The sequence below is a fragment of the Nocardia sp. NPDC051990 genome, assembly GCF_040680755.1.
GTDB lineage: Bacteria > Actinomycetota > Actinomycetes > Mycobacteriales > Mycobacteriaceae > Nocardia.
Genome location: NZ_JBFAXH010000003.1, coordinates 237,769 through 264,018, shown reverse-complemented (window position 1 = coordinate 264,018; position 26,250 = coordinate 237,769). Strand labels below are relative to the sequence as shown.

The 26,250-nt window shown below is 65.0% G+C and carries 22 protein-coding genes, 1 tRNA gene and 2 pseudogenes; 17 read left to right on the top strand and 8 right to left on the bottom strand.

Translation table 11 applies throughout. The annotated features are described in order from the left end of the window. Positions 1-19 precede the first annotated feature (19 nt). The gene (locus tag AB0L63_RS07640) at positions 20-502 is read right to left on the bottom strand and encodes a hypothetical protein (protein ID WP_364496149.1); all 483 of its coding nucleotides are present in this window, start codon (positions 500-502) and stop codon (positions 20-22) included. A 288-nt stretch (positions 503-790) separates the two neighbouring features. Between AB0L63_RS07640 and AB0L63_RS07635 the strand changes: the two genes are divergently transcribed. The 3 genes from AB0L63_RS07635 (at position 791) to AB0L63_RS07625 (ending at position 3,193) form a co-directional block, all read left to right on the top strand. Continuing rightward, the gene (locus tag AB0L63_RS07635) at positions 791-1,774 is read left to right on the top strand and encodes an aldo/keto reductase (RefSeq protein ID WP_364496147.1); all 984 of its coding nucleotides are present in this window, start codon (positions 791-793) and stop codon (positions 1,772-1,774) included. Between the two features lie 250 nt (positions 1,775-2,024). Continuing rightward, positions 2,025-2,543 (top strand): hypothetical protein, encoded by a 519-nt coding sequence (locus tag AB0L63_RS07630; protein ID WP_364496144.1) that lies wholly within the window; start codon positions 2,025-2,027, stop codon positions 2,541-2,543. A gap of 116 nt (positions 2,544-2,659) precedes the next feature. Beyond that, on the top strand, positions 2,660-3,193 hold the full coding sequence (locus tag AB0L63_RS07625) for a permease (protein ID WP_364496141.1): 534 nt from the start codon (positions 2,660-2,662) through the stop codon (positions 3,191-3,193). A 142-nt stretch (positions 3,194-3,335) separates the two neighbouring features. Here the strand turns inward: AB0L63_RS07625 and AB0L63_RS07620 are convergent, their stop codons facing one another. The 3 genes from AB0L63_RS07620 to AB0L63_RS07610 all read right to left on the bottom strand — a co-directional run bounded on the left by AB0L63_RS07620 (position 3,336) and on the right by AB0L63_RS07610 (position 6,285). Further along, complete coding sequence (locus tag AB0L63_RS07620; protein WP_364496138.1) at positions 3,336-4,616, bottom strand: MFS transporter; 1,281 nt, start codon at positions 4,614-4,616, stop codon at positions 3,336-3,338. Further along, a complete protein-coding gene (locus AB0L63_RS07615; protein WP_364496135.1) occupies positions 4,613-5,737 on the bottom strand; it encodes a PLP-dependent cysteine synthase family protein in 1,125 nt (374 codons plus the stop codon). The genes AB0L63_RS07620 and AB0L63_RS07615 overlap by 4 nt, the downstream gene beginning before the upstream one ends. 104 nt (positions 5,738-5,841) lie before the next feature. Beyond that, on the bottom strand, positions 5,842-6,285 hold the full coding sequence (locus AB0L63_RS07610) for a hypothetical protein (protein WP_364496133.1): 444 nt from the start codon (positions 6,283-6,285) through the stop codon (positions 5,842-5,844). Positions 6,286-6,804: 519 nt separating this feature from the next. Between AB0L63_RS07610 and AB0L63_RS07605 the strand changes: the two genes are divergently transcribed. The 5 genes from AB0L63_RS07605 to car all read left to right on the top strand — a co-directional run bounded on the left by AB0L63_RS07605 (position 6,805) and on the right by car (position 13,828). Further along, the gene (locus AB0L63_RS07605; RefSeq protein WP_364496130.1) at positions 6,805-7,182 is read left to right on the top strand and encodes a metalloregulator ArsR/SmtB family transcription factor; all 378 of its coding nucleotides are present in this window, start codon (positions 6,805-6,807) and stop codon (positions 7,180-7,182) included. Between the two features lie 4 nt (positions 7,183-7,186). Beyond that, entirely contained in the window at positions 7,187-9,142 is a 1,956-nt protein-coding gene (locus tag AB0L63_RS07600) for a cation-translocating P-type ATPase (RefSeq protein WP_364496127.1), read from the top strand. Between the two features lie 56 nt (positions 9,143-9,198). Further along, positions 9,199-9,660 carry a signal peptidase II gene (gene lspA, locus AB0L63_RS07595; protein ID WP_364496872.1) on the top strand — a complete coding sequence of 154 codons (462 nt, stop codon included), beginning with the start codon at positions 9,199-9,201 and terminating at the stop codon, positions 9,658-9,660. Further along, entirely contained in the window at positions 9,657-9,998 is a 342-nt protein-coding gene (locus AB0L63_RS07590) for a DUF3703 domain-containing protein (protein ID WP_364496124.1), read from the top strand. The genes lspA and AB0L63_RS07590 overlap by 4 nt, the downstream gene beginning before the upstream one ends. A gap of 311 nt (positions 9,999-10,309) precedes the next feature. Beyond that, on the top strand, positions 10,310-13,828 hold the full coding sequence (gene car, locus AB0L63_RS07585; RefSeq protein WP_364496121.1) for a carboxylic acid reductase: 3,519 nt from the start codon (positions 10,310-10,312) through the stop codon (positions 13,826-13,828). A 546-nt stretch (positions 13,829-14,374) separates the two neighbouring features. Here the strand turns inward: car and AB0L63_RS07580 are convergent. Next, positions 14,375-14,947 (bottom strand): NADPH-dependent FMN reductase, encoded by a 573-nt coding sequence (locus AB0L63_RS07580; RefSeq protein WP_364496118.1) that lies wholly within the window; start codon positions 14,945-14,947, stop codon positions 14,375-14,377. Positions 14,948-15,587: 640 nt separating this feature from the next. On the opposite strand from AB0L63_RS07580, the gene AB0L63_RS07575 reads away from it, so the two are divergent. Both AB0L63_RS07575 and AB0L63_RS07570 read left to right on the top strand, forming a co-directional pair. Next, positions 15,588-15,995: a type IV toxin-antitoxin system AbiEi family antitoxin gene (locus tag AB0L63_RS07575; protein WP_364496115.1), complete on the top strand. Its 408-nt coding sequence runs from the start codon at positions 15,588-15,590 to the stop codon at positions 15,993-15,995. Then, positions 15,992-16,204: pseudogene (locus AB0L63_RS07570) on the top strand (nucleotidyl transferase AbiEii/AbiGii toxin family protein); the annotation flags it as partial. The gene AB0L63_RS07575 and the pseudogene AB0L63_RS07570, both read left to right, overlap by 4 nt. Before the next feature lie 43 nt (positions 16,205-16,247). Here AB0L63_RS07570 and AB0L63_RS07565 read toward each other — a convergent pair. Then, complete coding sequence (locus tag AB0L63_RS07565) at positions 16,248-17,420, bottom strand: Fic/DOC family N-terminal domain-containing protein (RefSeq protein WP_364496112.1); 1,173 nt, start codon at positions 17,418-17,420, stop codon at positions 16,248-16,250. A gap of 676 nt (positions 17,421-18,096) precedes the next feature. On the opposite strand from AB0L63_RS07565, the gene AB0L63_RS07560 reads away from it, so the two are divergent. From AB0L63_RS07560 to AB0L63_RS07545, 4 genes are all read left to right on the top strand, one after another. After that, on the top strand, positions 18,097-18,273 hold the full coding sequence (locus tag AB0L63_RS07560) for a hypothetical protein (RefSeq protein ID WP_364496110.1): 177 nt from the start codon (positions 18,097-18,099) through the stop codon (positions 18,271-18,273). A gap of 303 nt (positions 18,274-18,576) precedes the next feature. After that, positions 18,577-19,575: an RNA polymerase sigma factor SigJ gene (sigJ, locus tag AB0L63_RS07555; protein ID WP_364496107.1), complete on the top strand. Its 999-nt coding sequence runs from the start codon at positions 18,577-18,579 to the stop codon at positions 19,573-19,575. A gap of 35 nt (positions 19,576-19,610) precedes the next feature. Further along, the gene (locus tag AB0L63_RS07550; RefSeq protein ID WP_364496104.1) at positions 19,611-20,384 is read left to right on the top strand and encodes an NAD(P)H-binding protein; all 774 of its coding nucleotides are present in this window, start codon (positions 19,611-19,613) and stop codon (positions 20,382-20,384) included. Further along, complete coding sequence (locus tag AB0L63_RS07545; protein ID WP_364496101.1) at positions 20,384-20,785, top strand: hypothetical protein; 402 nt, start codon at positions 20,384-20,386, stop codon at positions 20,783-20,785. Before AB0L63_RS07550 ends, AB0L63_RS07545 begins: the two co-directional genes overlap by 1 nt. 545 nt (positions 20,786-21,330) lie before the next feature. On the opposite strand, the gene AB0L63_RS07540 is transcribed toward AB0L63_RS07545, so the two are convergent. Further along, a tRNA-Arg gene (locus AB0L63_RS07540) sits at positions 21,331-21,403 on the bottom strand. A 285-nt stretch (positions 21,404-21,688) separates the two neighbouring features. Beyond that, a complete protein-coding gene (locus tag AB0L63_RS07535; protein WP_364496869.1) occupies positions 21,689-22,498 on the bottom strand; it encodes a DUF1542 domain-containing protein in 810 nt (269 codons plus the stop codon). A 359-nt stretch (positions 22,499-22,857) separates the two neighbouring features. Between AB0L63_RS07535 and AB0L63_RS07530 the strand changes: the two are divergent. The 3 genes and pseudogenes from AB0L63_RS07530 to AB0L63_RS07520 all read left to right on the top strand — a co-directional run. After that, positions 22,858-23,550 (top strand): annotated as a pseudogene (locus AB0L63_RS07530) (ParA family protein); the annotation flags it as partial. Further along, positions 23,550-24,419 (top strand): hypothetical protein, encoded by an 870-nt coding sequence (locus AB0L63_RS07525; RefSeq protein WP_364496098.1) that lies wholly within the window; start codon positions 23,550-23,552, stop codon positions 24,417-24,419. The pseudogene AB0L63_RS07530 and the gene AB0L63_RS07525, both read left to right, overlap by 1 nt. 269 nt (positions 24,420-24,688) lie before the next feature. Then, positions 24,689-26,176, top strand: coding sequence for an NlpC/P60 family protein (locus AB0L63_RS07520; protein WP_364496096.1), 1,488 nt, complete (start codon positions 24,689-24,691; stop codon positions 26,174-26,176). Positions 26,177-26,250 lie beyond the last annotated feature (74 nt).

Sequence of the window (26,250 nt, the reverse complement as noted above, 5' to 3'; positions counted from 1 at the left end):
AACGCTGTCGGGGCACTTGCTATTCGAGCCCGGCCGTCAGATAGGTCACGAAGAACTCGTTGTTCAGCGCATGGCGGGAACGCCGCCGCCGGATCAGGGCGATGGCGTTATCGACCGAATGCCCCAGCTCGAGCAGGGTCTGCGCGACCACCAAACCCGAACGGTTGTACCCGTACTGGCAGCGCACCATGACGCTGCGGTCGGCGCGGACCGCCGCGGCGGCGATCCTGGCCAATTCGCGCGCTGCTGCCAGCTGCTCGGCGTGCAGCGCCGTATCCGGAATGGCGAGGTGATGGTGCTCGACATCCGGTCCCGGCCCGTGCCCCTCGGCCTGGAACAGGCTGATCACAACATCGAATTCGGTCCCGACGATCGCGGGCACCCGCACGCCCTCGGCATTCCCGTAATGGTGCCCACCCATCCACAGCTGTGGCACGATCTCGTTCCACGGTGCATTCGCATCCGGTATCTGTGTCTTGGGCGGCCGGTCCATCTGCACCATCGCTGCCTTCCCGCGTTTTGGCCCAGCTGCTACTACGGTACCGCCGTCCTATGCGATGGCAACGGCTCGAGAAAGCGCACGGACGCGGGCGGTTTCGTAGCCGGTCGTCCTGGGTGCGTTCGCGAGCTGACCTGCTGTCGGTGCGCCGCCGGACACGGCAACACGCGGGCTGGCTCGCGTTCACGGTGCTGAAGTGATCGCCGAACCGGCGACTCGGCCCTTGACTTGGAGAGCACTCCAGCTCGTAGCGTCGATGGCGAAGATCGTCGACCACAGAGGAGAGCCCGCATGATTCCGACCAGGAAGCTCGGCCAGTTGACCGTCGGCGCACAAGGGCTGGGCTGTATGGGCATGAGCCAGGCCTACGGCGTGCGTGATAACGACGACGAATCCATCGCCACCATTCACCGTGCACTGGATCTGGGCGTGACGCTGCTGGACACCGCCGATATCTACGGTCCGCAGACCAACGAGCGCCTGGTCGGCAAGGCCATCGCCGACCGCCGCGATCAGGTCGTGCTCGCGACCAAATTCGGCATCGTGTGGAGCGAGGACGGCAGTATGGGAGCTCGTGGCGACGCCGCGTATGTCAAGCAGAGCTGCGATGCGTCGCTGGCCCGGCTCGGTGTCGACCACATCGACCTCTACTACCAGCACCGCGTAGATCCGAATGTCCCGGTCGAGGAGACCTGGGGCGCGCTTTCGGAGCTGGTGCAGGCGGGCAAGCTGCGCTACCTCGGCATTTCGGAGGCGTCGGCGGCGACCATCCGGCGCGCGCACGCGGTCCATCCGGTGACCGCCCTGCAGAGCGAATGGTCGCTGTGGACCAGGGATATCGAAGCCGAAGTGCTGCCGACCTGCCGTGAGCTCGGCATCGGCATCGTGCCCTTCGCACCGCTCGGCCGCGGCTTCCTGACCGGCGCCATTACCTCCGCCGCCGATCTGCCCGCCGACGATATGCGCCGCCGCCTACCGCGCTTCGCCGAGGACAATCTGGACAGCAACCTGGCTATCGTCGCGACGCTGCGCGAGCTGGCCGCCGAAAAGGGTATTACCGCAGGACAATTGGCGCTCGCCTGGGTGCAGAGCCGTGGTGACGATGTGGTTCCCATTCCGGGTACCAAGCGCCGCACCTACCTGGAGGAGAATGTCGCCGCGGCCGGGATCACCCTGACCGCAGACGATCTCGCCCGCATCGATGCCGCCGCACCCGCCAGCGCCTTCTCCGGTGCACGCTACCCAGAACACCTCGCCAAGGCCGCCGGTCGCTGATTATCGCTGCGGCCTCGCGCACCTCGCATAGCGACGCACCGCATGAACCGTGTCCCGAATACGAAGGTCTGCGACAGCACTGTGCTGTGATCACGGTCAACCCGACCAATACCTGCGCGCGACATGCCATTGCCGAGAAACGGGTGTGGGCCGATTAGCCTGCGCCGGACGTGCCGTCTACGATCTTGGCGTTTGCTTGTCGTCAGCTGCTCCATCAGATCAAGTCGATCAACAGGAGAAGGTATTCGTCATGGCAATATCCCGGAAGTTCGCGATAGTGTCCGTCGCTGTCGCCGCATTCGCCGCCGCATTCGTCGGCACCCAGCAGGCCGCGGCCGAGCCGATTGCCGGAGACTGCTCCGGCGGCCAATTCAGTTACAGCACAAGTCCGCTCGGCATGTCGGTCACTCCGGTGACCGCCACCTGGAATGGCAACCTCACCGGCTGCTCGGGCACACCAGCGCCCGTGGCCACGGTGAGCGGCACCTTCAGTGGATCTGGCAACTGCGCCGATGTCGACGGTCAGATCGACGGTCAGGTCAACTGGTCCAATGGTGCGATCAGCCAGATCGGCGGGCCATGGCAGGTGCGCGGTGGCGTCGGCGGGTCGATGTCCAACACCGTGACCATCACCGACGGCCCCGGTGCGGGTGGCCATCTGGTGGTCGAACAAGGTCCGATCCGCAATGCCCTGGCAATGGCGGGATCATGTATCGCGGGCGAGGTCCGCGGTGCCGACGTGCCGATTGTCGCGGCGCATTTCAACTGAACCGATGAACGGGTACCGGGCAGTGCGCCCGGTACCCGTATTCGGATATTTGCCAGCCCGGTCGTGAAATAACTTGTCACTGAACGGGATAGGCGCAAGCGCGCATAATCGTGGCTATGGCTACACAGAACGAGGTCGTATCCGCCGACAGTCGCTCGGTGCCGCGCTGGCGCAATCGGATCATCGCGCTGCTGGTGGCGGCGGTGGTGCTGATCGCCTCGTATTTTGTGTTGGCGGCATTCATTCCGCGCTGGTGGGGGCAGCGGATCGCGGATCTGGCACACGGGAGTTTCGCCAAGGGCATCGGCTGGGGGCTGACATTCGGCACGCTCTGTACCGCGCTGGCACTGGTGCTGCTACTGATCGCCCCGCTCGTCTGGCGCCGGCGCTACGGCCGATACATCGCCGCGGTATCCGTGGTGGCCGCGGTGGTTACGGCGATCCCGAACCTGATGACACTCACCATCGTGCTCGGCGACGGTAATGGCGCACACGCCGGCCAGCGAATCCTCGACGTCGACGCGCCGGGTTTCCGCGGCGCCACCTTGGTCGGCGCGATCGTGGCCGCCATAGTGGTTCTCGGCGCGGGCTTCCTGGTCACTCGCTGGCGTCGAGGCCGCCGGACCGAGTGTCCGCAGCTGTCGAAATAGCCCCGCATCGGCTGGAAGTGGAATAGCCGAGCATGCCCCATGATCACCTCGGTTCGGTTGTCCCACTGACGAGCACGAGGGATGTGGTGCGTGGCGCGGCCGGCCGGATCATCGACCGGCCGTGCCTGCCCAGCTGTGGTAGCTAGTGCCGTCCGCCACTGATCGCGGTCTTCGGCTGATCGATATCGGCGGTGGTGGCCTGCCCGGTCTCGGACCGGTCGAGCCGGTGCAGGGCCAGCGTGGCCAGCGCGCCGATGGCGGTGAGTCCGACCCAGACCGCCCACTCGGCTTCGGCATCGTGGGCGGCGCCGACCACCGCGCCGGTGGCGAGGTTGCCGATCAGGATTCCGATGCCGACGATGGTGTTGTAGAACCCGTAGTGGGTGGCCACCAGCCTGCCGTTGGCCAAGGAGACAACGGTGTCCATCTCGAACGGGAACACGGCTGCCGTTCCGATCGCCAGCAGGGCCGCCGTTACCAGCAGCGCGGCGATCGCGGCCACTGTCCCGAATCGCTCCGGGGCCGGCACGACCGCCAGCGGCAGAAACGACACTGCTAGCAGGCTCATGCCGACGACCAGGCTGCGCCCGCTGCGCCATCGGGTCCGCAACCACGCGGTGATGCGCAACTGACCGGCCACCGCGACGACACCCGAGATCACGAATACCGCCGTGGTCACCTCCTGCGACCGCGCCCCAGCCACGTAGTCCGCTTGCAGTGGCAGTGCGAGATACACCTGGAACGACAGCACGTACGAGCCGATCATCGCCAGCGCGAAGGCCACGAACCGCCGGTTGGACACCACGGTGCGCCAGTCCTCGAGCACCGAGGTCCGCTCGGCCGGAGTTTCGGCGCGCCGGGTGGGCAGCGCGAACAGTTGCGCCACGGTCAGCACCGCGAACACCACCGCCGCCGCGCCCGCGGTCACCCGGAAATCCAGCGCCATCAGCGCGAGTCCGACCAAGGGGCCGGCCAGGATGCCGGCCTGGTAGAAGATGTTGAACACCGCGAACGCCTCAACCCGGCGCTCGCCGGTGTCGGCCGCGAGATAGGCGCGAACCGCCGGATTGAACAGCGCTCCGGCGAAACCTGTTGCCGCCGAGGCGATCAGCAATCCCGGCAACGAGGTTGCGAATACCAGTAACGCGAAGCCGCCGGTCCGCAGGAAACATCCGGCCACGATCAGCGGTTTGTAGCCGAGCCGGTCGGCGAGCGTGCCGCCGACGAGAAACATCCCCTGCTGGGAGAAGTTCCGCACGCCGAGCACGAGGCCGACCGCCCATGCCGCCAATCCCAGTGGTCCGGCGAGGTATCCGGCCAGGTACGGCATCAGCATGTAGAAGCCGAGGTTGATGCCGAACTGGTTGACCATCAACAGCCGGGCGGCGAGATCGAAGCTGCGGAACTTGGCGAGCACGGTCACGACGCCTGCCCTCGACCATGGAGATGTTTCGGATCGATGACGGTAGTGCAGCGAGTCCAGGACTGTACGACCACCTCGGTCGGGTGGGTGATGGTGTCCGGTTCGATCGGCGGATCGGCATCGAACAGCCCGTGTTGCTCGCAGTAGGTGTTGTTGTAGATGGTGTCGAAGTAGCGGTCCGGCCCGTCGGGGAATACTGCCGCGATGCGCAGTTCGGGGTCGTGCGTGCGGGCGGCCCAGCTCGCCACCAGCGCGACCGCGCCGACGCTCCAGCCACCACTGGCATGGTGGGTCGCGGCCAGTGTGCGGCACGCCCAGACCGCCTCTGCCGGAGCGATCCAGTGGATTTCGTCGAACGCGGCGTAGTCGACGTTGTGTGGATAGATGCTCGAGCCCAGCCCGCGCATCAACCGCGGACCGGCGGGCTGACCGAAGATCGTCGAGGCAATGGTGTCTACCCCGATCAGCTTCAGGTCCGGGTTGAACCGCCGCAACACCCGCGCCACCCCGGCCGAATGACCGCCGGTGCCGACCGCGCACACCAGCACATCGACACTGCCGAGCTGTTCGATCAGCTCGATCGCGAGCGATTCGTAGCCGTCGACGTTATCCGGATTGTTGTACTGATCCGGGCACCACGCATCGGCCTCACCATCGAGCAACTCGATCACCCGTGCACGCCGGGCCTGCTGCCAACCACCGATCGCATGCGGCTCGGTCACCAGATCGACCTGTATCCCATACGCGGCGAGCTTCTGCGCCATGATCGGCTCCAGGCCCGGATCGGTCACCACCGTGACCGGATGCCGATACACCATTCCCGCCAGTGCTAGGCCCAAACCCAATGTGCCGCTTGTTGATTCGACGATCCGAGCACCGGGCGCCAGATCGCCGCGTGCTTTCGCGCGCCGAACCATGTGCAGGGCGGGGCGGTCTTTCATCCCGCCGGGGTTGAATCCTTCGAGCTTCGCCCAGAACCCTCGGCCCGCCGGTGCCAATGGTTCGCCGACCCACAGGATCGGGGTGTTACCGACCAGCGCGTTCGGGTGTCGGGCCGGGCCCGGCGCGGCGACCAGCGCTGCCGGAACCTCGGTACGCGTGCCGAGCACAACTTTGTCCATGACCTTTGCTTTCTGTATCGAGACGCCCCGCGGGGGCGCAGAGACGTGCGGGCAGCGGACACCGGCCGGCGGGGGACAACACGCGCCGGCTTGGCGCTGACCGATCAGCGTCGGGCGATACAGATTCGCGTCAGCAGGACTCGGCCGCTGACGACATGCCGAGCCGCGACCGGCGGACCGCGCACGCCACCGGAATCCAGTAGGTACCCTGCTGCGGCGACCATGGTCGTTACCAGCGCAAACAGGACAAGCAGCAGGGGCACGAGACTTCCGGCAGTTGCCGGTAGCGCGGGTGTGTGGAAGCAGTGGACGGCGTGCGGTGCACCGTGGTGCTCATCGAGATCGGCGATGGCATGTGCCGAACCATCCACAGCCGAGGCCACCAGGGCAGTGATCGGAGGTGCCGCCGCATGGGGGTGCTGAGCAGTTCCATGCGCATGATGATCGGCGGCGAGCAGCGTGCAGTGCAGCAGCGATGCGATGAGCAGCGCCGCGGCGAGTAGCCCCAGCGCCCAGGCGGCGGGCCGGAACCGACCGGTGAGCTTCACCGCGACCACAGCCTCCTCCCGCGAACCCGTTCGGTCGAAACCTTCCCACTTACATCCTCACGCACTACCTACGTCCGCACGCAGAGGACATGCAATGGACATCCTGCCAAAAACCTACTATCCGCATACGTACGAGGTGGAGTTGTATGACCGATGCCACGAAGTTGGGGGGACAGGGCTGGCCGGCTGATGTGCGGCCGTCGCGCCGCCGCCGAGAGGCTTCCGGGTTGGTATGGCGTGGCGCGCTCGCGTAGCAGGGACCGGATGCTGAACTCCGCCATCCACATCGTTGCCGTCACCCAAGCGCGCACATCCAGCAGCCCCGGATCTTCCTACCGCCAGCGGAAGGCGAGACCTCGCGTGCGGCGATGCGTTGCCTGAAACAGCAAGTGGCGAAACGGCTCTGGCGAACAATGTGTGACCACGTCGGGAGACTCCCACCCGCTGCCGACGTCGGATGAATCCGACCAGGGCGGCACTCGCCGAACAATCATCGCTGTATCCGGCTATCATCGCTATATGACGATCAATGATGTTGGGGGTTGCCTCTCGACGGATAGCGAGTCGGGCCCCGCACTCGATTCTGCGGTCGCGTTATTCCGCAGCCTCTCCGACGGAACACGGTTGGCGATCGTATGTCGCCTCGCCCGTGGGGAGGCGCGGGTCGCCGATCTCGTCGCCGAGCTGGGGCTGGCGCAGTCGACAGTGTCGGCGCACGTGGCGTGTCTGCGGGACTGCAAGCTCGTCGAGGGACGCCCGCAGGGCAGGCAGGTGTTCTACTCCCTGGCCAGACCGGAGCTGCTCGATCTGCTCGCGGCTGCCGAGACGGTGCTGGCGGCGACCGGTTCCGCGGTCGCGTTGTGCCCGAACTACGGCACCGAGTCGGCAATGGGGTGACGGAATGAGCGACGCGTGCGGCTGCAGTCACGACGAGCCCACCGAGGAAGGCGAGGAGCGGGAACCGGGGAAGCTCTGGCAGGTCACTGAGATCCGGGCGGCCACCGTCGCCGGAGTGCTGCCGCTCGCCGGGCTGGTCGTCAACCTGTCGGACGGCCCGCAGTCGGTGCGGACGGTGCTCGAGGCCGGGGCGCTGCTTGTTGCCGGCTACACGTTCGTCCCGTCCACCCTCACCCGGCTGGCGAAGGGGAAGGTCGGGGTCGGCACCCTGATGACGATCGCGGCCGTCGGTGCGGTGATGCTCGGGGAGGTCGGGGAGGCGGCGATGCTCGCCTTCCTGTTCGCGATCAGCGAGGGCCTCGAGGAGTACGCGGTTTCCCGCACCCGCCACGGCCTGCGGGCGCTGCTGTCGCTGGTCCCGGACACCGCGACGGTGATCCGCGACGGCGCCGAGCAGAGCGTGCCCCCGGCCGAGTTGCGGCTCGGCGAGATCATGATCGTCAAACCGGGCGAACGAATCGCCACCGACGGCATCATCCGCAGTGGCCGCACCGCCCTGGACACCTCGGCGATCACCGGAGAGTCGGTGCCGGTCGAGGTCGGCCCGGGCAACGAGGTGTTCGCCGGATCCATCAACGGTACCGGTGTCCTCGAGGTGGAGGTCACCGCGTCCGCGCAGGACAACTCGCTGGCGAAGATCGTGCGGATCGTCGAGGCCGAGCAGACGCGCAAGGGTGAGGCTCAACGCCTCGCCGACAAGATCGCCAAACCACTCGTCCCTGCGATCATGGCCGCCGCCGCGGTCATCGCGGTGGCCGGCAGCGTGCTCGGCGACCCGCGGATTTGGATCGAACGTGCCCTGGTCGTGCTGGTTGCTGCCTCGCCGTGCGCGCTCGCCATTGCGGTCCCGGTCACCGTGGTCGCGGCGATCGGCGCCGCCAGCAAGCTCGGCGTCCTGGTGAAGGGAGGCGCCGCCCTCGAAGCCCTCGGCAAGATCGGCGGCATCGCCCTGGACAAGACCGGCACCCTCACCCGCAACCAGCCCACCGTCATCGACGTCGCGACCGCAGACCGAGCCACCCGCGACGAGGTCCTCGCGATCGCCGCGGCACTCGAGTCACGCAGCGAGCATCCACTCGCCAGAGCGATCCTGGCCGCTGTCGACGACATCGCTCCGGCCGAGAATGTCGAGGCTGTCACCGGAGCGGGCTTGACCGGACAGCTGGATCGGGCGCAGGTGCGACTCGGCCGGCCGGGATGGATCACTCCCGGACCGCTGGCCGGCGCCGTCGAGCGCATGCAACTCGCCGGAGCCACGGCCGTCCTCATCGAGCGCGACGGACGCGTCGTCGGCGCGATCGCGGTCCGCGACGAATTGCGCCCCGAAGCCGTCGAGGTGGTGTCGCAGCTGCGGCGCGATGGTTACCACGTCGCGATGCTCACCGGCGACAACGAACGCACCGCGCGCGCCCTGGCCGCCGACGTCGGGATCGAGGACGTCCACGCCGACCTGCGGCCAGAGGACAAGGCCCGCATCATCGGCGAGCTCGGTCAGCAGCGGTCGATGGCCATGGTGGGCGACGGTGTCAACGACGCCCCCGCCCTGGCCACCGCGGACCTCGGAATCGCGATGGGCGCGATGGGAACCGACGTCGCCATCGAAACCGCCGACGTCGCCCTCATGGGTGCGGACCTCCGCCATCTGCCGCAGGCCCTGACCCATGCCCGACGCTCGTGGCGGATCATGCTGCAGAACGTTGGCCTGTCGCTGGTCGTCATCACCGCACTCATGCCACTGGCGTTGTTCGGTGCCCTCGGCCTAGCCGCGGTGGTCCTGGTGCACGAAGTCGCCGAGATCGTCATCATCGCCAACGGTGTCCGCGCCGGACGCGTCCGACCCCTGGTCGCCCCGGGCCCGGCAGCTCAGGCGACCGCCCCGCTCGTCGGGGCCCGTTCGTGACCAGCATCTCGGCGGCCGACCCGCCCGCGGCCGCGGCCCGCCGACGACCTCACCGGTTGCTGCTCTTCTTCGTTGGGTTCGCGCTCACGGCAGTCGCGCTGATCGCCGATCCGCTTGCCAGACAGCAGCTCTCGGGTGGACACGGTGTCGACCTCGGCGTGCTGCAGCTGCGTCTGGCCTACAACAGTGGCGTCGCGTTCAGCGTCGGCGACCAACTGCCGGCGCCGATCATCCTCGCGGTGACCGGCGCGGTCACCGTCGGCATCGCTGTGTTCGCCTGGCGCAGCGCACCCATCAGCCGAAGCATCCAGGTCGTCGGGCTCGCGGCAATCGTCGCCGGGGCCACCGCCAATGTCATCGACCGCATCCGCGACGCGAAGGTGACCGACTACTTCCACACCGGGTGGTGGCCCACGTTCAACCTCGCCGACACCTACATCACCTGCGGAGCGGTCCTCGTCATCGCCGCGGTCCTTCTTGAATCCCCCACCGACACCGCCAAGGAAGACTCGAGATGAGCAGAATGCCCGCAAACCTCCGCAGCGTATACACCGCGGAAATGACCGCGGCCCGTCACGCTGACGGCGACGCCGAACGTTGGAACCACCTCGAACGCGCCCACATCATCTCCCAGCCCTACCCATGGCCACACACCCGCAACCACATCGCCATGTTCGCTGTCGCATTGCGTCAACACGATCGCCGCGAGGCGCTCGGCCAACTCGTTCGCATCGTCGTCGCCGCCCCCGGCTCGGCCCTGGGCCGCTATCCGGAAGGCAACACCGGCCGCACCGCCGCCGGACTGACCACGCCCATGCCCATCGCCGCCGATCTCGCCGACATCATCCGTGGCTGAGCCGTGCCCGGCCCCGGCATCGGCCCGATAACCACCACGGCGACACCCTGCTGATTCAATCGAGTTCCGAATACTCACCGGCCGAATACTCGTGCCGGTGTTCTCATCCGGGGACACACCGAGGGCCGCGCGGAAGGTTTCCGATCCCGCGGCTCATAAACACGGTGTACGGCCCGCATGAGCATTTTCACACACTCGGCCGAGCACTCACAGCAAGCGCCGAGGAATATTTAGCCATCCTAAGGTGGTTGCCTCAGCTAGAGCTTTGCCTTTCAGCAATTTAATTCTTGTTTGTTGAAGGAGGTTTCGTGATGTCAACTCCACTTAATGCTCGCGAAGCACGTCGACAAAATCGATTCGAGAAGTTGATCTCGAGCGACGCGCAACTCCGTTCCGCGCAGCCCGATCCGGCGATCACCGCGGTACTGGACGATCCGGGCATGCTACTCATCGACGTGATACGCACTGTGCTGAATGGCTATGGTGACCGGCCCGCTCTCGGCCAGCGCGCGGTCGAATTCGTGACCGACGCAAATGGACGCACCGTTGCCGAATTGCAGCCTCGTTTCGACACCCTGACCTACCGGGAAACCTGGTCGCGCGTCCGGTCCCTCGCCCATGCCCTGGCCGACAACCCGGTCCGTCCGGGCGACCGGGTGGCGACTCTCGGCTTCGCGAGCGTGGACTACGCGATCGTTGACATGGCGCTATCGCTGGCCGGAGCCGTCGCTGTTCCGCTGCAGACCAGTGCCCCGGTGCAACAACTGCACCCGATCCTTGTCGAGACGGAACCGGTCGCGATGATCTCCAGCGTCGACCACCTCGCGGACGCGGTCGAACTCGCACTCACCGCGTACACACCAGCGCGCCTGGTGCTTTTCGACTACCACCCGCAGGTCGACGACCACCGTGCGGCATTGGAATCGGCCATCGCCCGCCTGACGGACCTACACATCACAGTCGAGGTGCTCGGTGACATCATCGAACAGGCTCCCGACGACACCGACGGGCGCGAGGTTCCGAGCGGCGAGAGCAATGCGCTGCGCTTGCTGATCTATACCTCCGGCTCAACGGGGACCCCGAAGGGCGCGATGTACACCGACCGCCTGATGGCCAACTGCTGGCGGGGTTGGTTCAGCCTCGACTCGGACTTGGATGCCAAGCTGCCGGCGATCACGTTGAATTTCATGCCGATCAGCCACGTGATGGGTCGGGTGATCCTCTACTCCACGCTTGGTAGGGGCGGAACGGCGTACTTCGCCGCCCGCGATGACTTGTCGACTCTGCTCGAGGATCTCGCGCTGGTCCGACCGACGAAGCTGGATCTGGTGCCGCGTATCTGGGAGATGTTGTTCCAGGAGGTGCAGAGCGAAGTCGACCATCGCTGGAACGACGGCGCCCGGGAGGCCGTCGAATTGCAGGTCATGGCTGAGCAGCGCGAGAAGCTCATCGGCGGACGCCAGTTCTCGGCGATGACGGGGTCCGCACCCATTTCACCCGAACTGCGGTCCTGGGTGGAAGAGTTCCTCGATATCCACTTGACGGAGGGTTACGGCTCGACCGAGGACGGCATCGTCCTCGTCGACGGCCGGATCCAGCGCCCGCCGGTGCTCGACTACAAGCTGGTCGATGTTCCCGATCTCGGCTACTTCGCTACCGACAGGCCTCATCCACGCGGTGAGTTATTGATCAAGTCGCCAGATCTGGTCCCCGGCTATTACAAGCGACCGGACGTCACCGCCGAACTGTTCGATGCCGAAGGCTGGTACCACACCGGCGATGTGATGGCCGAGATCGGCCACGATCAGTTGGTCTACGTGGACCGCCGCAACAACGTGCTGAAGCTTTCGCAGGGCGAGTTCGTCACCGTCTCGACGTTGGAGGCCGCCTACGGCGCTCACCCGCTGGTGCGTCAAATCTTCGTGTACGGCAACAGCGCCCGGTCGTCGCTGCTCGCGGTGATCGTCCCGACCGGCGATGCACTCGACAGTGTCGGCGGCGACGTGACCGCGGTCAAGCCGCTGCTCAGCGATGCGTTGCGGAGTGTTGCTCGGGAAGCAGGTTTGCAGTCCTATGAAATTCCCCGTGATTTCCTAGTCGAGACCACACCGTTCACCGTGGAGAACGGTCTGCTGACCGGTATCCGCAAACTGGCTCGCCCGAAGCTCGCGGGGCACTACGGCCCAGCGCTCGAGCAGCTCTACCGCGATCTGGCCGACGGCCAGGCCGAGGTGCTGCGTTCGCTGCGCGAGGACGGTGCACACCGGCCGACAGTGGAAACCGTGATCCGGGCCGCCGGTGCGCTGCTCGGTGCGGCCACGCCTGAGGTCGCTCCCGACGCGGCGTTCCCTGATCTCGGCGGGGATTCGCTGTCGGCGTTGACCTTTGCCACTCTGCTTCGCGAGATCTTCCACGTCGACGTCCCGGTGGGCGTGATCGTCAGCCCGGCCAGCGACCTCGCCGTCATCGCGGACTATATCGACGCGCAGCGTGTCGGTGGGGGCGAGCGCGCGACCTACGACGCGGTGCATGGTCGGGACGCGACCGAGGTACATGCCCGCGATCTGACGTTGGACAAGTTCCTGGACGAAGCTACGCGTGCCGCCGCGCCGGCGCTGCCGCAGGTGAACGACGACGTGCGTGCTGTGCTGCTGACCGGGGCGACCGGTTTTCTCGGGCGATATCTTGCGCTGCAGTGGCTGGAACGGATGGATCTGATCGACGGCAAGGTCATCTGCCTAGTGCGCGCCAAGGACGACGCCGCTGCCCGGCAGCGTCTCGACGCGACGTTCGACAGTGGCGATCCGAAACTGCTCGAGCACTATCGGTCGCTGGCGGCCGATCATCTCGAAGTGCTCGCCAGCGACAAGGGCGAGGCGAATCTCGGACTCGACGACGCCACCTGGCAGCGGTTGGCCGACACCGTCGACCTGATCGTCGACCCCGCCGCGCTGGTCAACCATGTTCTGCCCTACAGCCAGATGTTCGGGCCGAACGTCGTCGGTACGGCGGAGCTGATCCGAATCGCACTGACGACCCGGATCAAGCCATTCGTCTATGTGTCGACGATCGGTGTCGGTGACGGCATCGAGCCGGGCAAGTTCATCGAGGATGCAGACATTCGGCAGATGAGCCCGACCCGCAAGATCAGCGACAACTACGCCAACGGATACGGCAACAGCAAGTGGGCCGGCGAAGTCCTCCTGCGCGAGGCGCACGACCTGTGCGGTCTGCCGGTGTCGGTGTTCCGCTGCGACATGATCATGGCCGACACCACCTACGCCGGACAGCTCAACGTGCCGGACATGTTCACCCGGATGATGCTCTCGCTGGTGGTCACCGGGATCGCGCCGTACTCGTTCTACGAATTGGACGCCAACGGCAACCGGCAACGCGCGCACTTCGACGGGTTGCCCGTGGAATTCATCGCCGAGGCCATCGCGACCCTAGGCGCCAACGTGGTCAACGGATTCGAGACTTACCACGTGATGAACCCCTACGACGACGGCATCGGCATGGACACCTATGTCGACTGGCTCGACGACGCCGGCTATCGGATCGCCCGGGTGCCCGAATACGCGGCCTGGTTGGCGCGGTTCGAGACGATACTGCGCGGCCTGCCGGACACACAGCGTCACGCGTCGCTGCTGCCGCTGCTGCACAACTACCAGAAGCCGGAACGTCCGATCAACGGGTCGCTCGCGCCCGCGGATCACTTCCGAGCAGCTGTCAAGGACAACAAGATCGGGCCGGAGAAGGACATCCCGCACGTCTGCGCGCCGGTGATCGTCAAGTACATCACCGACCTGGAGCTGGTCGGTCTGCTCTGACCGGGCTTGCCACGTCAGCCTCCGGGCAGCCGCGCCACGCGAGCCCTCTCAGCCTCAGCGCCGGTACCAGTCCCTGCGTCCTCGAGATCGCCGGGTGGACACCGCGCGACAGCTCCTGACTCCCCGGAGAACTCACCACAAAGCCGAAATACGAGCCCGCACAGTTAGATACACGCGCGATCAAGACGGTGAAGGTGAATGGGCCGCGCCGGCCTCGGGTCAGCAGTGCGTGAATGTCCTTGCAGCACAGCTCGAGTAGCCCACGGATTCCGTCGCGACAGACATTACGCCGATGCTGCCGGCCGAGAGCGGCTCGGCGGACTACTCGAACAGCCTGGACATCGAGGTCCTCATCGCCGGGTCGGCGACACCACCGGTATCCGAGACTGTTCTCGGCGAGTGCTAGAGGAGCGATGTCGTGCCGCGAACCGGCCAAGGAGATCGCCGACAACCGGGCCGCCTCAGGTATCGAACATCGCTGGGCGGGTCAGTCGTGGCGGTAAGGAAATCGCCGGTTCGCCACGCGCCACCGGCCGCGCGGATCGGTCAGTCGAGCTGGGGGACCACGCTGTGGACGCGGGCGATAAAGGTGGCGAAATCCGCCATGAACCCGGTGAGGAACTGCTTGGTCGAGTCATCGAGGACATCGCCATCAGCGGTGAAGACGTCCGGGTGGAACTGGATGTAGGCCTCCGGGGAAGTCATCTGCGGGGCATTGCAGTAGCCGAGGACGCTGCGCAGACTGAGCTGGGCAATCGCGGTGCCGATCTTGCCCGGCGAGGCGCCGATGACGGCGGACGGCTTGAGTGTGAACGAGTTGTCGCCCCACGGGCGGCTGCCCCAGTCGATGGCGTTCTTCAGCGGGCCCGGGATCCCGCGGTTGTGTTCAGGCGTCACGAATAGCACGGCGTCGACGTTGGTGATGGCCGCCTTGAGTGCGCGGCCCTCCGGCGGGTAGTCGACGTCGTAGTCGCGGTTGTACAGCGGCAGATCCTTGATCGGAATCTCGGTGAACGTCAACTGTGGTGGCGCCAGCCGGATCAGCGCCTTGGACAGGATCCGGTTGACGGATTCCTTGGACAGACTGCCGATGATGTAGCCGACCGTGTAGGTACTCACGCGTTGCCTCCTGACCAGCGGGGTGTCCGGTGCCGTACGGGAGCGCCAGGCGTCGTCGACGCGCGGCGGTTTCAACGAGAGTGCACGGCCAACGTAGCACTTCACAGTGATCGCGTCGCCCGAGTAGCGTGACATCGCCGGGCGGCGGCGTCACCGTAGTGGATCGACCGCCCGCGTCCACCCGGGGCAACCGATCTACCTGGATGTTTCCGGTTCCGTTGGTGACCGCTAAGTGATCTACGAACTTAAAACATGCATTGAGCTCGGAAAACACTTCGCAGGTTGGTGCCCTCGGCAGGGCACGCAAAACAGGGGCAACTGGAAAACGCCTGGTGTACCCGGTCTGAGCGCTGCCGATCGCGCAGTGTCCGTTGGCAACCACGGCCCGCCGACAAATCCGGGCGGTGGACGAGGCAGTGGCCATTTCTGCAGTAGTATGCATTTCGTTCGGCCGATGCTGACTCGGAACCGCGACAACCGCAGTCGCCAATGCACGAGGTATGGCTCCCAGCAGGCGGGCCGCGCTGATGCCCATGACGACGATCTGATCCGCCCCGTAAATCGATGACGCGATACCCGCGGCCGCCGCCTCGAGACCGGGCAGCCAGGTCCGGCCGACATAGGGGCACCGCTTCGAACTGTGCGGCCCCAGGACTTGGCCGACATCTACGCCCAACCGCGGCCCGAGATCGCGCGGCTGGTCGATCGGGGAGTGCTGCACCGCGTCGCTCACGGCTACTACATCATCGTCCCACCGGACATCACACTGACCGACCGTTCGGCACGGGTTCGATTCGTCCGCCGAGATACCGACGCTCTCGACGCCGAGCGTATCGAAACTTCACTGGGTCCAGCGCTGGTCACTACTCCGGAACAGACAGTGCTCGATCTCGCCCGGCGCCCGGAGCTGGGCAATGCCGATGCCGAGGTTCGTTCGGCGATCGAGACGCTCTACCGCCGGTGTGATTCGGCGAGGCTCGCACAGCTCGCTACTGATCAGCGTCTGGGTGTGGCGCTTCGACGTGCGGAAAGTTGGGGCGGAGTATGAGCATCGACGAACGTGACAGTGTCGCAATTCAATTCGGAGTTTCCCCCGAGCAGGTCGAGCGCGATCATCTGATCTCCCATCTGCTGGCGGCAATCAGCCGAGGGTTCGGTGACCGATTGCACTTCATCGGCGGAACTGCCCTTGCCCGTACGCATCTGGTGAGCGGAAGGCTCAGCGAAGACATCGATCTGGTTGCGTTGGACAACCGAGATCGAACTGCGTTCGAGTCGGGGGTCTAGGAGCGTTCATGCGCTACATGGGAACGAGCGCGCTCAGGACATCAGTGCAAGTGAAGAGCATTCTCGGCCCCTTGCTCCTCACCGGGGTCAGTATGCCGTCTTCCACAAGGTTCTTAACCACAAGATTTGCGGCCTGACCTGTGATATTGGTCAGCGTGGCTACGGTCTTGACGTCGATGACCGGATAGCCGATCAGGTACTCAGCGACCTCAACTGCCGCACCTTTTCGTTTCGCTCGCACGCGAGCAACAAGGTCCTCGCGAATGCTCAGAAGGTTACGAATCTGCTCCAGGCCCTGCCGGGCCTCGGTATCAACACCGGTGGCGAAGAAGCTAATCCATGTGTTGAAGTCACCGGTAATGGTGAGGTTGAGCAGCTGTTGTTGGTACTCGGTGCGCCGCGCCTCAAAGTAGGGGGCGATATTCAAGGCGGCCCATCTGAGTTCTTTGGCTTGCATCGCCTGAAGGATCGCAACGAGACGGCCGACACGGCCGTTGCCGTCTCCAAACGGGTGCAGTGTCTCGAATTGGTAGTGGGCGAGGGCCATGCTGGCCACCAGGGGCAACCGGTCATAGTCCGCGATCCATTGTGACCATGCGGCCAGGCCCGCGGCGAGCTGATCGCCAGGCGGGCACGGCACAAACCTTGCCTCTTCGATCGGGCGATATCGAGCACCGATGGCGACCTGATGGGGTCGGATGTCGCCAGCGTCAGCTGTGTCGCCGGTTGTGCCCTGGACGATGATCTTCTGTAACTCGCCGAGGAAGCTACGGGTGATCCGACGTTCTGTGATGTCCTGGACTGCGTGCTGGGTCGCTTCTACGTAGTTCCAAATTTCCCGCTGCTCGTCTGACATCTGACCGACTTCCAGGAAGTCGGCCTCTAGAACCTCTTCGAACGAGGCGTACGTGCCCTCTAAGGCCGAGGTGCTGCGGGCCTCGCGTCGGATGATCGGTCGGACGATGATCTCAGGGGTTGGGAGCTGGGCCACAGCCTCATCGAGGCGAGCGATTGCGATGCCAGCTTTGGTGCTGGCGTTGATTGCAGGAGTTGACAGCGCCAGGCTTAGGGGAAGGTCATCAGGTAGGTAAGCCCAGTAGGACCACTCTTTTTTGGTCTGAGGATCCGTACCTGACGCTGGGACCAACCGGCCGATAGGAGACTGACGCAGTGCCTCTATGTCCACGTTTCAAGATTAACGGCCCAAACTTGAAGGCGGCTGCCAGGGGTTCAAGGTGTCTTGAGTTGCGCACCCTCTCTTTCAAGTCTGAGGTTCCAAACTTGAAGGCGGCTGCCAGGGGTTCAAGGTGTCTTGAGTTGCGCACCCTCTCTTTCAAGTCTGAGGTTCCAAACTTGAATCACAACGATGTGAGTCAAGTCTGCTTGCTTGCGGACGGCCCACTCGGGGGCCATGTCTTGAGTTCTGCTGTGGCCCCTTCCTCCGAAGGTGGTTCGGCTCGTCGGCTGGTCTTCCTTCCCTGACCATCCCCCTGGCCCTTCCTCCGAAGGCATTTTGAGCACGGATCGGTGATTGCTCAAGGGTGGCCGTCAGGCCATCGGCGAAGCCGACGCGACGCAGGAGCGCCCTTGAACAAGCGCCGAGCCGGGATCACGCTGTTGGCCGAGGAAGGGCCTCCTCTCGTGTTCACGGGGTTCGGCAACCGGCGATCGGATGCCGGTTTTGGGTGATTCGGAGTGTGTCAAAACCCGGCAAAACCGTGTCACTTCCCCGGCGAAAGGCGTCATATTTTGTGACGCCGTTTGCCACGGTCGGCCACGGCGCCAACCCTCCGTTGAGCTGGGCAAAGGGCGGGATTTCTGCTCGCTCCCCCATCCCCACCAGTGCGACATGGGTGCAACGGATGCTCGGACATGACAAGCCCAGTACAACACTGGATTACTACGCCGATCTGTTCGATGACGATCTTGACGAAGTAGCGAACAGGCTGAATTCGGCGCGGGCCAACTTTGTTACTGCGTATTCGCTGCGTACTCAGGCCGCCGCAGAGGTGGTCTACCTCCGCAAAATGCGGAGCTGACCTGCGCAAAGGCAGTGCCCTCGGCAGGACACGCAAAACATGGGCAACCGGAAGACGCCTGGTCATCGCGGTTTCATATCCGATCTGACGATTGAGATGGTGTGCGGGTCGGCCGACCGTTCCCGTCTGGATCGTGTCTCCGGGTGGGGCACATCGAGCCTGGGAGCAGGGCGACCCGCGAATGACTTCGTCGAGTGGACGAAGGTCCCGGTGGTGCAGCCTGGCCTCGGGCAGGTCCATGGCGAGTAGCATCGGGTACTGCGGCCAGGTGTCGCAGTGAGTGGAATAGGCCGAGGACGGTGGGTGGCAGTGGTCGAGGACGCCGGCAGCGCCACCGGGGATGTCGACGATGAGACGCCGACAATGAGTCGCCGACCGGAGAGTTCGAACTCGGCGGCTGTCGCCGAGTTCGAGCGGCAGCGGTCACGGATATTCGGGCTGGCGTACCGGATGCTCGGCTCTGCCACGGACGCCGAAGATATCGTTCAAGACGCTTTTCTGCGATGGCATGGCACCGAACCCGGCATGGTCCAGGATCCGGCTGCGTGGCTGGTGAAGGTCACCACCAACCTGTGCCGGAACCGTCTGAGTTCGGCGGCCGGTCGGCGCGAACGGTATGTCGGGCCGTGGTTGCCGGAACCGGTGATGACCCCCGACAGTGCGCTGGGGCCTTTGGAAGCGGTCGAGCAGCGCGACACCGTTTCGTTGGGCTTTCTCGTGCTCGCCGAGCGGCTCACGCCGCAGGAGCGGGCAGTGTTCGTGCTGCGTGAGGCCTTCGGATACAGCCATCGTGAGGTGGCCGAGTTTTTGGAGCTGTCGGTGACGAACTGCCGCCAGTTGCACAGTCGTGCACGCAGAAGGATTGCTGCTGCCGGCCTGCCACGGGAGATGGTCGAATCTTCCAGCGCGGGGGCCCTGCTCGAGCGGTTCCTGGACGCCGCCCGCGGCGGTGACCTCACGGCTCTGGCGCGCATGCTGGCCGACGATGTCATATCGGTTGCCGACGGCGGTGGTGCCTCGTCTGTCGCCCGACTGCCGGTACGTGGTGTCGACAAGGTGGCCCGGTACTTGGCCACCGCCCCGCGCCGGTACGGCGAGGGTCTCGCCCTGGCGGTCCGGGAAGTTAACGGCATGCCCGCGGTGTTGGCCCGGTATGGGGCGACGCTGGTCGGAGTGATGGTTCCAGAGATCGTGAATGGTCGGATCAGCTGTATCCGGATCATCGCCAACCCGGACAAACTTCGGTTCCTCGGTGCGCAGGCAGATCGGCTGTCACATTCGGAGGAGCTGTCCGGTTCCTAGTAGTGCAAGGTGCGTCAGCCACTACGGAGGAATAGATGACGAAGCGGATACTGGTCACCGGCGGTACCGGTCGGCTCGGGCGGGTGCTGGTGCCACAGCTGCTCGACGTCGGCCATGACGTGCGGGTATTGACCCGTTCGGAACGTGGGTCGACGGCGCACCCCTGGGCGGTCGGCGACCTGCGCACCGGCAGCGGGCTGGCCGACGCAGTCGACGGTATCGATCTGGTCATCCATTTGGCCACGACCAACGGGCGCGGTGATGTGACCGCGACCCGTGCCCTGATCCAGGCCGCACGGGTGTCGGGCCGGCCGCATCTGGTGTACCTGTCGATCGTCGGTATCGACAACCACGCGCTCGGCTATTACCGCGCGAAAGCAGAATGCGAAGCCCTGATCCAGCGGTCCGGGCTGCCGTGGACCATCCTGCGGACAACGCAATTCCACGATCTGATCGCCGAGATCTGCGACGCCCAGCGGGCATTGCCGTTCACCGCGATGCCGTCGAAGGTGTTCTTCCAGCCGATCGATGTCACCGAGGTGGCCGGTCGGCTCGTCGCGACCACGGAGGGGCCCGCGAGGCAACGTATACCGGATCTGGGCGGTCCGCAGATACATGCGGCCACCGACCTGGCCCGTCTGTACCTGCGGGCTGTCGGCCGCCGCCGGCCGGTGTGGGCGATACCTTTGCCCGGCAAGGCAATCCGGTACTTCCGTGCGGGCCTGCAGCTCACGCCGGAGCGGGCGGACGGGCGGATCACCTTCGAGGAGTTTCTCGCCGCGCGCGGCGAGCGCGAAGGGGTTCGGTGATGTACGGGTGGCTTCGTGCGGGCCTGGGGTTCCTCACCGCGTCCCAGCTTGTCGTCGGCGTGTGGGCGCTGTTCTTCCCGGGGAGTTTCTTCGCGCTCGAAGTGGTCGGTATGGGCATGGCCTACAACGAGCATCTGATGCGCGATTACGGCGCGATGACGCTGGCCAGCTCAGTGGTCCTGGGCGCGGCCACAATCGGTATGAGTCCCTGGCTGACCCGCACCGCTCTGGTCATGTACTCGGTCTGGGCCGTCCCGCACTTCCTGATCCATGTGGCCATGGTCGGTCACCTCGCGCCCCTGACCGCGGCGATTCTGCTCGTGATGCTCGGTCTCGCGGTCCTTCTGCCGACAGGTCTGCTCGTGCTCGCGCTTCGGACCGCGTCGCCCGCGCAGACGTGACGTGGTGTCGGCAGCCCGGCTCGGACCGCAGAGATTCAGCAGTGGGGAGACCCCGAGGAGCTGAACCGGGAAACTACTGAGCGCGGACCGCCGCCGCAGGGCTGTGCAGATTCTGCGGGACCGGTTCGGGGTGTCCGAACGTTGAGCGTGCCGGGTCGCTGGGCAATCCCGTTCGACCCAACGCCATCGACCATCGAGTCCGGCTGAGACCGAGTGGGTGTTGACCGGCCGGCTTCGCGAGACCTCGTGTGGGCGCAGGATTTCCAGGTCGACGTGACCGTCGACGGACGGCAGGTCCGGTTTCTCAACATCGTGGCCGCTACCGCCCGGGAACCCGAGCATATCCGGATGGACAACGGGATCGAGATGACCGCGCACGCCCAGAATTCCGGTGAATTTCCGGCCCAGTTGCCCTTGTTCTCTGTTTCCAAGAGGATCCAATCAGAGCAACCGTTCGACCTGCACATATCCGGTTCTGTTGACGATCGGGGGGTGTTCGCGGATTGCGAAATCCTGTTGACCTGCGTAAACGCCGTCGCAGGTTGTGCCCTCGGCAGGATTCGAACCTGCGACACCCGCTTTAGGAGAGCGGTGCTCTATCCCCTGAGCTACGAGGGCTGAACTGTGTGGTGCCCGGGGCACCGATTGGGACGACGGGGAGTCTACCGGGTCGGAGGCGCGGGGGCCGCATTCGATTTGGTCGGGGGGCGAGATCAGTTGAAGGTTCACTCGGTTCGAGTTACTGTCTGAGACTCTTGAGGACTCGCTCTGTTCTGTCGATTCGTCAGAGTGTCGAGTGTTCGACTTCCCTTCGGGCGTATTCGAAGCTCGTGGATGTAATCGTCTCAGACAGTTGATGGTTAGGTTTCGGCGACTCCTTTGCTCGGCGGCTCGGCCGGGTGGTCAGAACCCGCCATCGAAGCCGCCCCCGTCGAATCCGCCATCGAAACCCCCACCATCGAACCCGCCGCCCGAGTCGTACCCGCCTTGATCGCCAGTGCCGTATCCGCTCTGATCGCCCGAGTCGTACCCCTGATCGGTGGCCGCCGCATCGAGCGCGTCCTGATACCCCTCGCCGTAACCGCTTTCGAACCCCTGCATGTCATAACCCACCCCGGACATCCCGGAGAACAGTGACGAGAACAGCAGGGCCGAACCCAAACCCCAAGCGCCGCCGATCAATGCGGGGCGCCACCATGGTTCGGAGTACCAGCCTGCGGGGACCGGTCGCCCGGCGACGCGCCCGCCCGGGTAGTAATTCGGGGTCTCCGCGGAAGGGGTTGGTGATGCCGCCACCTCTCGGCCCTGGTATTCGACGACCCGTTTCTCGGTGACCTTCCCCGCGATGTCCTGACCGTCCAATGCCGGAACTGCCGGACCCGGATCCAAGCCCAGCGCGGAGCGGGCGGCTCGGATGTAGTACATGCCCTCGACCGCGGTCTGCTTCGCCAAGCGCGCCTGGGCTGGCGTGCGTGCCTGCTTGATCTGTGAACCGGCCGCGATATTCCGCTCCGAGGCGTCGGCGAGTGCCTGCTTCGCCGCCTCGTTGCTACCGCTGAGGTTGTAGACCTGTCCCGCGAGTCGCTCGATCATCTGCCTGGCTTCGGCGGCCGCGTCGTCGAACTCGCGTACGGCGCGTTGTTTGGTCTGCTGCGTCTGGTAGATGACGTAGGCCGCCGCGAGCAGGATCACCACGCCGATCAGTAGCCACAGCATCGCTCATGCCCTTTCGTCATCGATCGCGGTCGTCCCCGAGTTTACTGGGGGCTTGCTGAGAGTCGGCTGAGCTTCCCGGCGGGCTGATGCCTCGCCGTATCTCTTGTCCGGCGAGCCGACGGGCGATGATCAGCTGTTGGATATGGTTGGCGCCCACGAAGAGGCGGCGATGGTGCTCGGCTGTGTCCAATTGGACACAGCATCGATCGGGTATGAAGCCGCGCGTGGATAAATAGCGCATCGGCAATCAGCGGAAATTCACCTTCGCTGTGCCAAACTTGGGCCCGCACAGTTCTGCACTCCTCACCATCGGAGGATTGTCCATGAAGAATTCTGTTGCGGCACTGGAACTACCCGAACCGTTGGTCATAACGCTCGGAAATCTCAAAGGCGGCGTCGGCAAGACGACCTCAGCGTTTTTCTTGGCCGCATACTTCGCGCAGGTCCACGAATTGCGTGTGCTCGTCATCGATGCCGACCCGCTCAGTCAGACCGGTTATTCCTGGTATCGGCGGCTGCTCAGGGGCGAGATCGAGGTGCCGTTCAAGCTGATCGCCTTCCCGTCGCGACACGTCGACGACTGTATTACCGACAATGCCGGGAAATTCGACGTGATCATTGTCGATGCCGGTGGTGAGTCGGCCGAGATATTCAAGGCCGCCATACCGCAGAGCGATGAGCTGATTCTGTTGACCAGTGTCAGCCCGTCGGAGGTCAAGCGGGTGCCGAGTACCTACAAGGCCGCCGAGGAGGCCGCGGCGGATAGTGGCCGCGAGATCCGGGTGCGGGTGCTGATGACCAAGGTGCCGGTGACGATGAAGAACGGCGTGAACGTCTCGACCGAATACCGCACCCAGCGCGGAAATCTGGAGGATGCGGGCTACGACGTCTTCGAATCGTATTTGAGCGCGTGGAAGTGGTATCGGGAGGCGGCCGACGGGGAGGTCGGTGAAGGCGCCGAGAATCCGATCGTGGATCTCGGGGAGTATCGGCAGGTCGGCGCGGAGTTGGTGAGTCCGTACCGGGTCGTGGTGGAGGTGTTCGCCTGATGCCTCCGCAGCGTAGAAAGGGTTCGATCGGTAAAGGTTCGATCGGCGGCGCGAATCCGCTGGCCGATGGCGCCGAGCACACGCCGCCGGTATCGCCGCTGCGGGATGCCGAGTGGCGAACGGGCCCGCTGAGCGCGGCGTCGCTGGAGGTGCTCGCGCCGACCATTGATTCGAATGTGTCGACGACCGAGGCGAATGTCTTGACGATGCCGTTGCCGGTGCCGAACGGAAACGCGCAGGACGGTCCGCTCGACGATCGCGAGCAGGCCCAGTTGACGGCCTGCGAATCCTCGATCGACGGCCTGCGGGTCGCCTTCTGGGCGGCCGGACGGGCGCTGCAAATAGTGCGCGACGGTCGGCTCTACCGAGATCGGTACGCGAGCTTCGACGAGTATGTGGAGCAGCGCTGGGATATGCAGCGGTCCTACGCGCACAAGCTGATTCGGGCCTGGCCGCTCGCCGCCAAATTGCATCCGGTCGCGCCCGCCATCAATGAGGGGCAGGTTCGCGAACTGCTGCCGGTGGCTGCTCAGCACGGCGAGGATGCGGCGGTCACCGTGTATACGACCATCGCCGGTGCCGCCGATGTGAAGGTCACCGCGGGGAAGCTGCGCGAGGCCGTCGCGCTGCTGCCCGAGCGATTCGACAAGGCCGAGGTGGTCGAATTGCTGCAGGCGTGGCTGCGCGGGGAATTGCAGGACGAATCGAATGCGCGGGCCGTCGATCTGTTCGCCGCGGTGGAATCGCGGTTCGCCGCGCTGACGCGACGAATTGTCAAGGGCTCGAACTATGATCCGGTGGCGGCGCGCGAATTCGCCGCGAAACTGCGCACTCTCGCCGAGCAGATCGAGGAGCAGATCATCGCCTGAGCCGCTTTGTGTCGACATGCCTCGTTGTGGAAGTGGCTTCGGAGCGGGGCATTTCGATTTAGTTACGCATTTGTTATCGTCAATGCGCGTGTCGTGTCGCATAATTCGATCGGATTGCGCGAAATATGATCGCTCGGATCCGCTGGACTAAAGATCACCGTGATGGTTTTCGAATTCATTCGAGGTCTTGGTGAAGTCCTACGCGCCAATGCAATGCGGCGTCGCATGACCCGCCAGGGCCTTCGATACGAGCATCGGAGGACCGGATCATGGCATCAATTGCGGAGGGTCGATATTCTCGTTTCCTGCGGCGTGCGCTCCCATGGGCCGTCGGCGCGGGAGTCATTGCAGGCGCGGCGATCGCCGCGGCACTGCTTGCAGGAGGTCAGGCGTCAGCGCAACCGCTGACCATTCCAGGTGTCGGGACATTCGAAATCCCGAACCAGGTTTCGATTGCCGGCATCGAGGTCCCGGCGGATGGGCGATCGTTGCCCGCTCCGATTCCCGCGGTAGCGGATTCCGTCGCACCTCTGGATATCGCGCCCGCTGAAGTTCCGGGGAAGGAATTTTCGGCACCGCTCGCGGTTCCAGGAACGGAACTCGCTGTGCCTTTCCGGATTCCGGGTAGTGAACTTTCGATTCCGCCGAAGGTTCCGGGTGCGGAGTTCTCGGCGCCGCTTGCGTTTTTGAATATCGAGCGTTCGGCACTTCCATTTGTTCCGTCTATTGAGATTGCTGCTTCGGATGACGTACCGGTTGCGGTGCGGGGCAAGGAGTTTTCGGGGCCGCTGACTGTTCCGGGTCCCGCGCTCGCGGTGCCGCTGCGGGCTTTGGGTGTCGAGCGTTCGTCGCTCCCGATGATTCCGGCTATTGAAGTTGCTGCTTCGGATGACGTACCGGTTGCGATGCAGGGCAAGGAGTTTTCAGGGCCGCTGACTGTTCCAGGTCCGGCATGCGCGGTGCCGCTGCGTGCTCTGGGCATCGAGCGTTCGACACTTCCGATGATTCCCGCGGTCGAGAATTCCATCGCTGTCTCGGAGGTCGCGCCTGTCGAGGTCCGCCACAGGGAACTCTCGATTCCGCTGGCGATGCCGGGTGCGGAGATTTCGATACCCCTCTGGGTGCTCGGGTTCGAGCGGTCGGCTCCGCGCGCGATACCCAGTCTGGAACGGTCCGCGCCGCACGCTGCTCCGGGGGCGGAGCGCTCACTGCCCTTGGCGATTCCGTGGGGCGAACGTTCGACTCCGGTGCCCGCTGGGCTTCCCGATGCGGAGCCTGCGGCACCCGCGACGATTCCGGGAACCGGGATTACGGTGCCCGCAGACATGTTCCGCAATGAACTCGCGTTCCTCGCCGGTGCGCTCGGCATCAAGCCGCCTGTCTCACCACCCGCGCCCGCGGTGTCGCCGCAACGCACGCACGGTGCGATCGCCGTCGACGCGGCGCGCGGCAAGGTCGGCACCGAATACAGCATGGGCGCGACGGGGCCGGATGCCTTCGACTGTTCCGGGCTGGTGCAGTGGTCATACGAGCAGGCGGGGGTGAAGGTGCCGCGCACCAGCTACGAGCAGTTGGCCTCGGGGACCCCCGTCGCCCAGGACGAGTTGGAGCCGGGTGATGTGGTGGCGTTCTACGACGGCGGCCACTCGGCCCTCTATGCCGGTGACGGCAAAGTCATCCACGCCTCCACCTACGGGACCGGCGTGATCATGTCGCCGATGTCCTCGATGCCCTACGCGGGTGCCCGTCGGTACTGACGCGGTAACGGGCACCGGCCTGGAATGTCGCGTCTCATTCAGGTCTTCGTCGGTAGGTCGGCTGGCGTGCACGA

Bases quoted from the DNA above. Each gene is read 5' to 3' on its own strand.
- AB0L63_RS07520 (WP_364496096.1), top strand. From the start codon at position 24,689: ATGGCATCAATTGCGGAGGGTCGATATTCTCGTTTCCTGCGGCGTGCG.
- car (WP_364496121.1), top strand. From the start codon at position 10,310: ATGTCAACTCCACTTAATGCTCGCGAAGCACGTCGACAAAATCGATTC.
- AB0L63_RS07545 (WP_364496101.1), top strand. From the start codon at position 20,384: ATGTACGGGTGGCTTCGTGCGGGCCTGGGGTTCCTCACCGCGTCCCAG.
- AB0L63_RS07550 (WP_364496104.1), top strand. From the start codon at position 19,611: ATGACGAAGCGGATACTGGTCACCGGCGGTACCGGTCGGCTCGGGCGG.
- AB0L63_RS07625 (WP_364496141.1), top strand. From the start codon at position 2,660: ATGGCTACACAGAACGAGGTCGTATCCGCCGACAGTCGCTCGGTGCCG.
- AB0L63_RS07640 (WP_364496149.1), bottom strand. From the start codon at position 502: ATGGTGCAGATGGACCGGCCGCCCAAGACACAGATACCGGATGCGAAT.
- AB0L63_RS07615 (WP_364496135.1), bottom strand. From the start codon at position 5,737: ATGGACAAAGTTGTGCTCGGCACGCGTACCGAGGTTCCGGCAGCGCTG.
- AB0L63_RS07630 (WP_364496144.1), top strand. From the start codon at position 2,025: ATGGCAATATCCCGGAAGTTCGCGATAGTGTCCGTCGCTGTCGCCGCA.
- AB0L63_RS07560 (WP_364496110.1), top strand. From the start codon at position 18,097: ATGCTCGGACATGACAAGCCCAGTACAACACTGGATTACTACGCCGAT.
- AB0L63_RS07590 (WP_364496124.1), top strand. From the start codon at position 9,657: ATGAGCAGAATGCCCGCAAACCTCCGCAGCGTATACACCGCGGAAATG.
- AB0L63_RS07605 (WP_364496130.1), top strand. From the start codon at position 6,805: ATGACGATCAATGATGTTGGGGGTTGCCTCTCGACGGATAGCGAGTCG.
- AB0L63_RS07635 (WP_364496147.1), top strand. From the start codon at position 791: ATGATTCCGACCAGGAAGCTCGGCCAGTTGACCGTCGGCGCACAAGGG.
- AB0L63_RS07525 (WP_364496098.1), top strand. From the start codon at position 23,550: ATGCCTCCGCAGCGTAGAAAGGGTTCGATCGGTAAAGGTTCGATCGGC.
- AB0L63_RS07600 (WP_364496127.1), top strand. From the start codon at position 7,187: ATGAGCGACGCGTGCGGCTGCAGTCACGACGAGCCCACCGAGGAAGGC.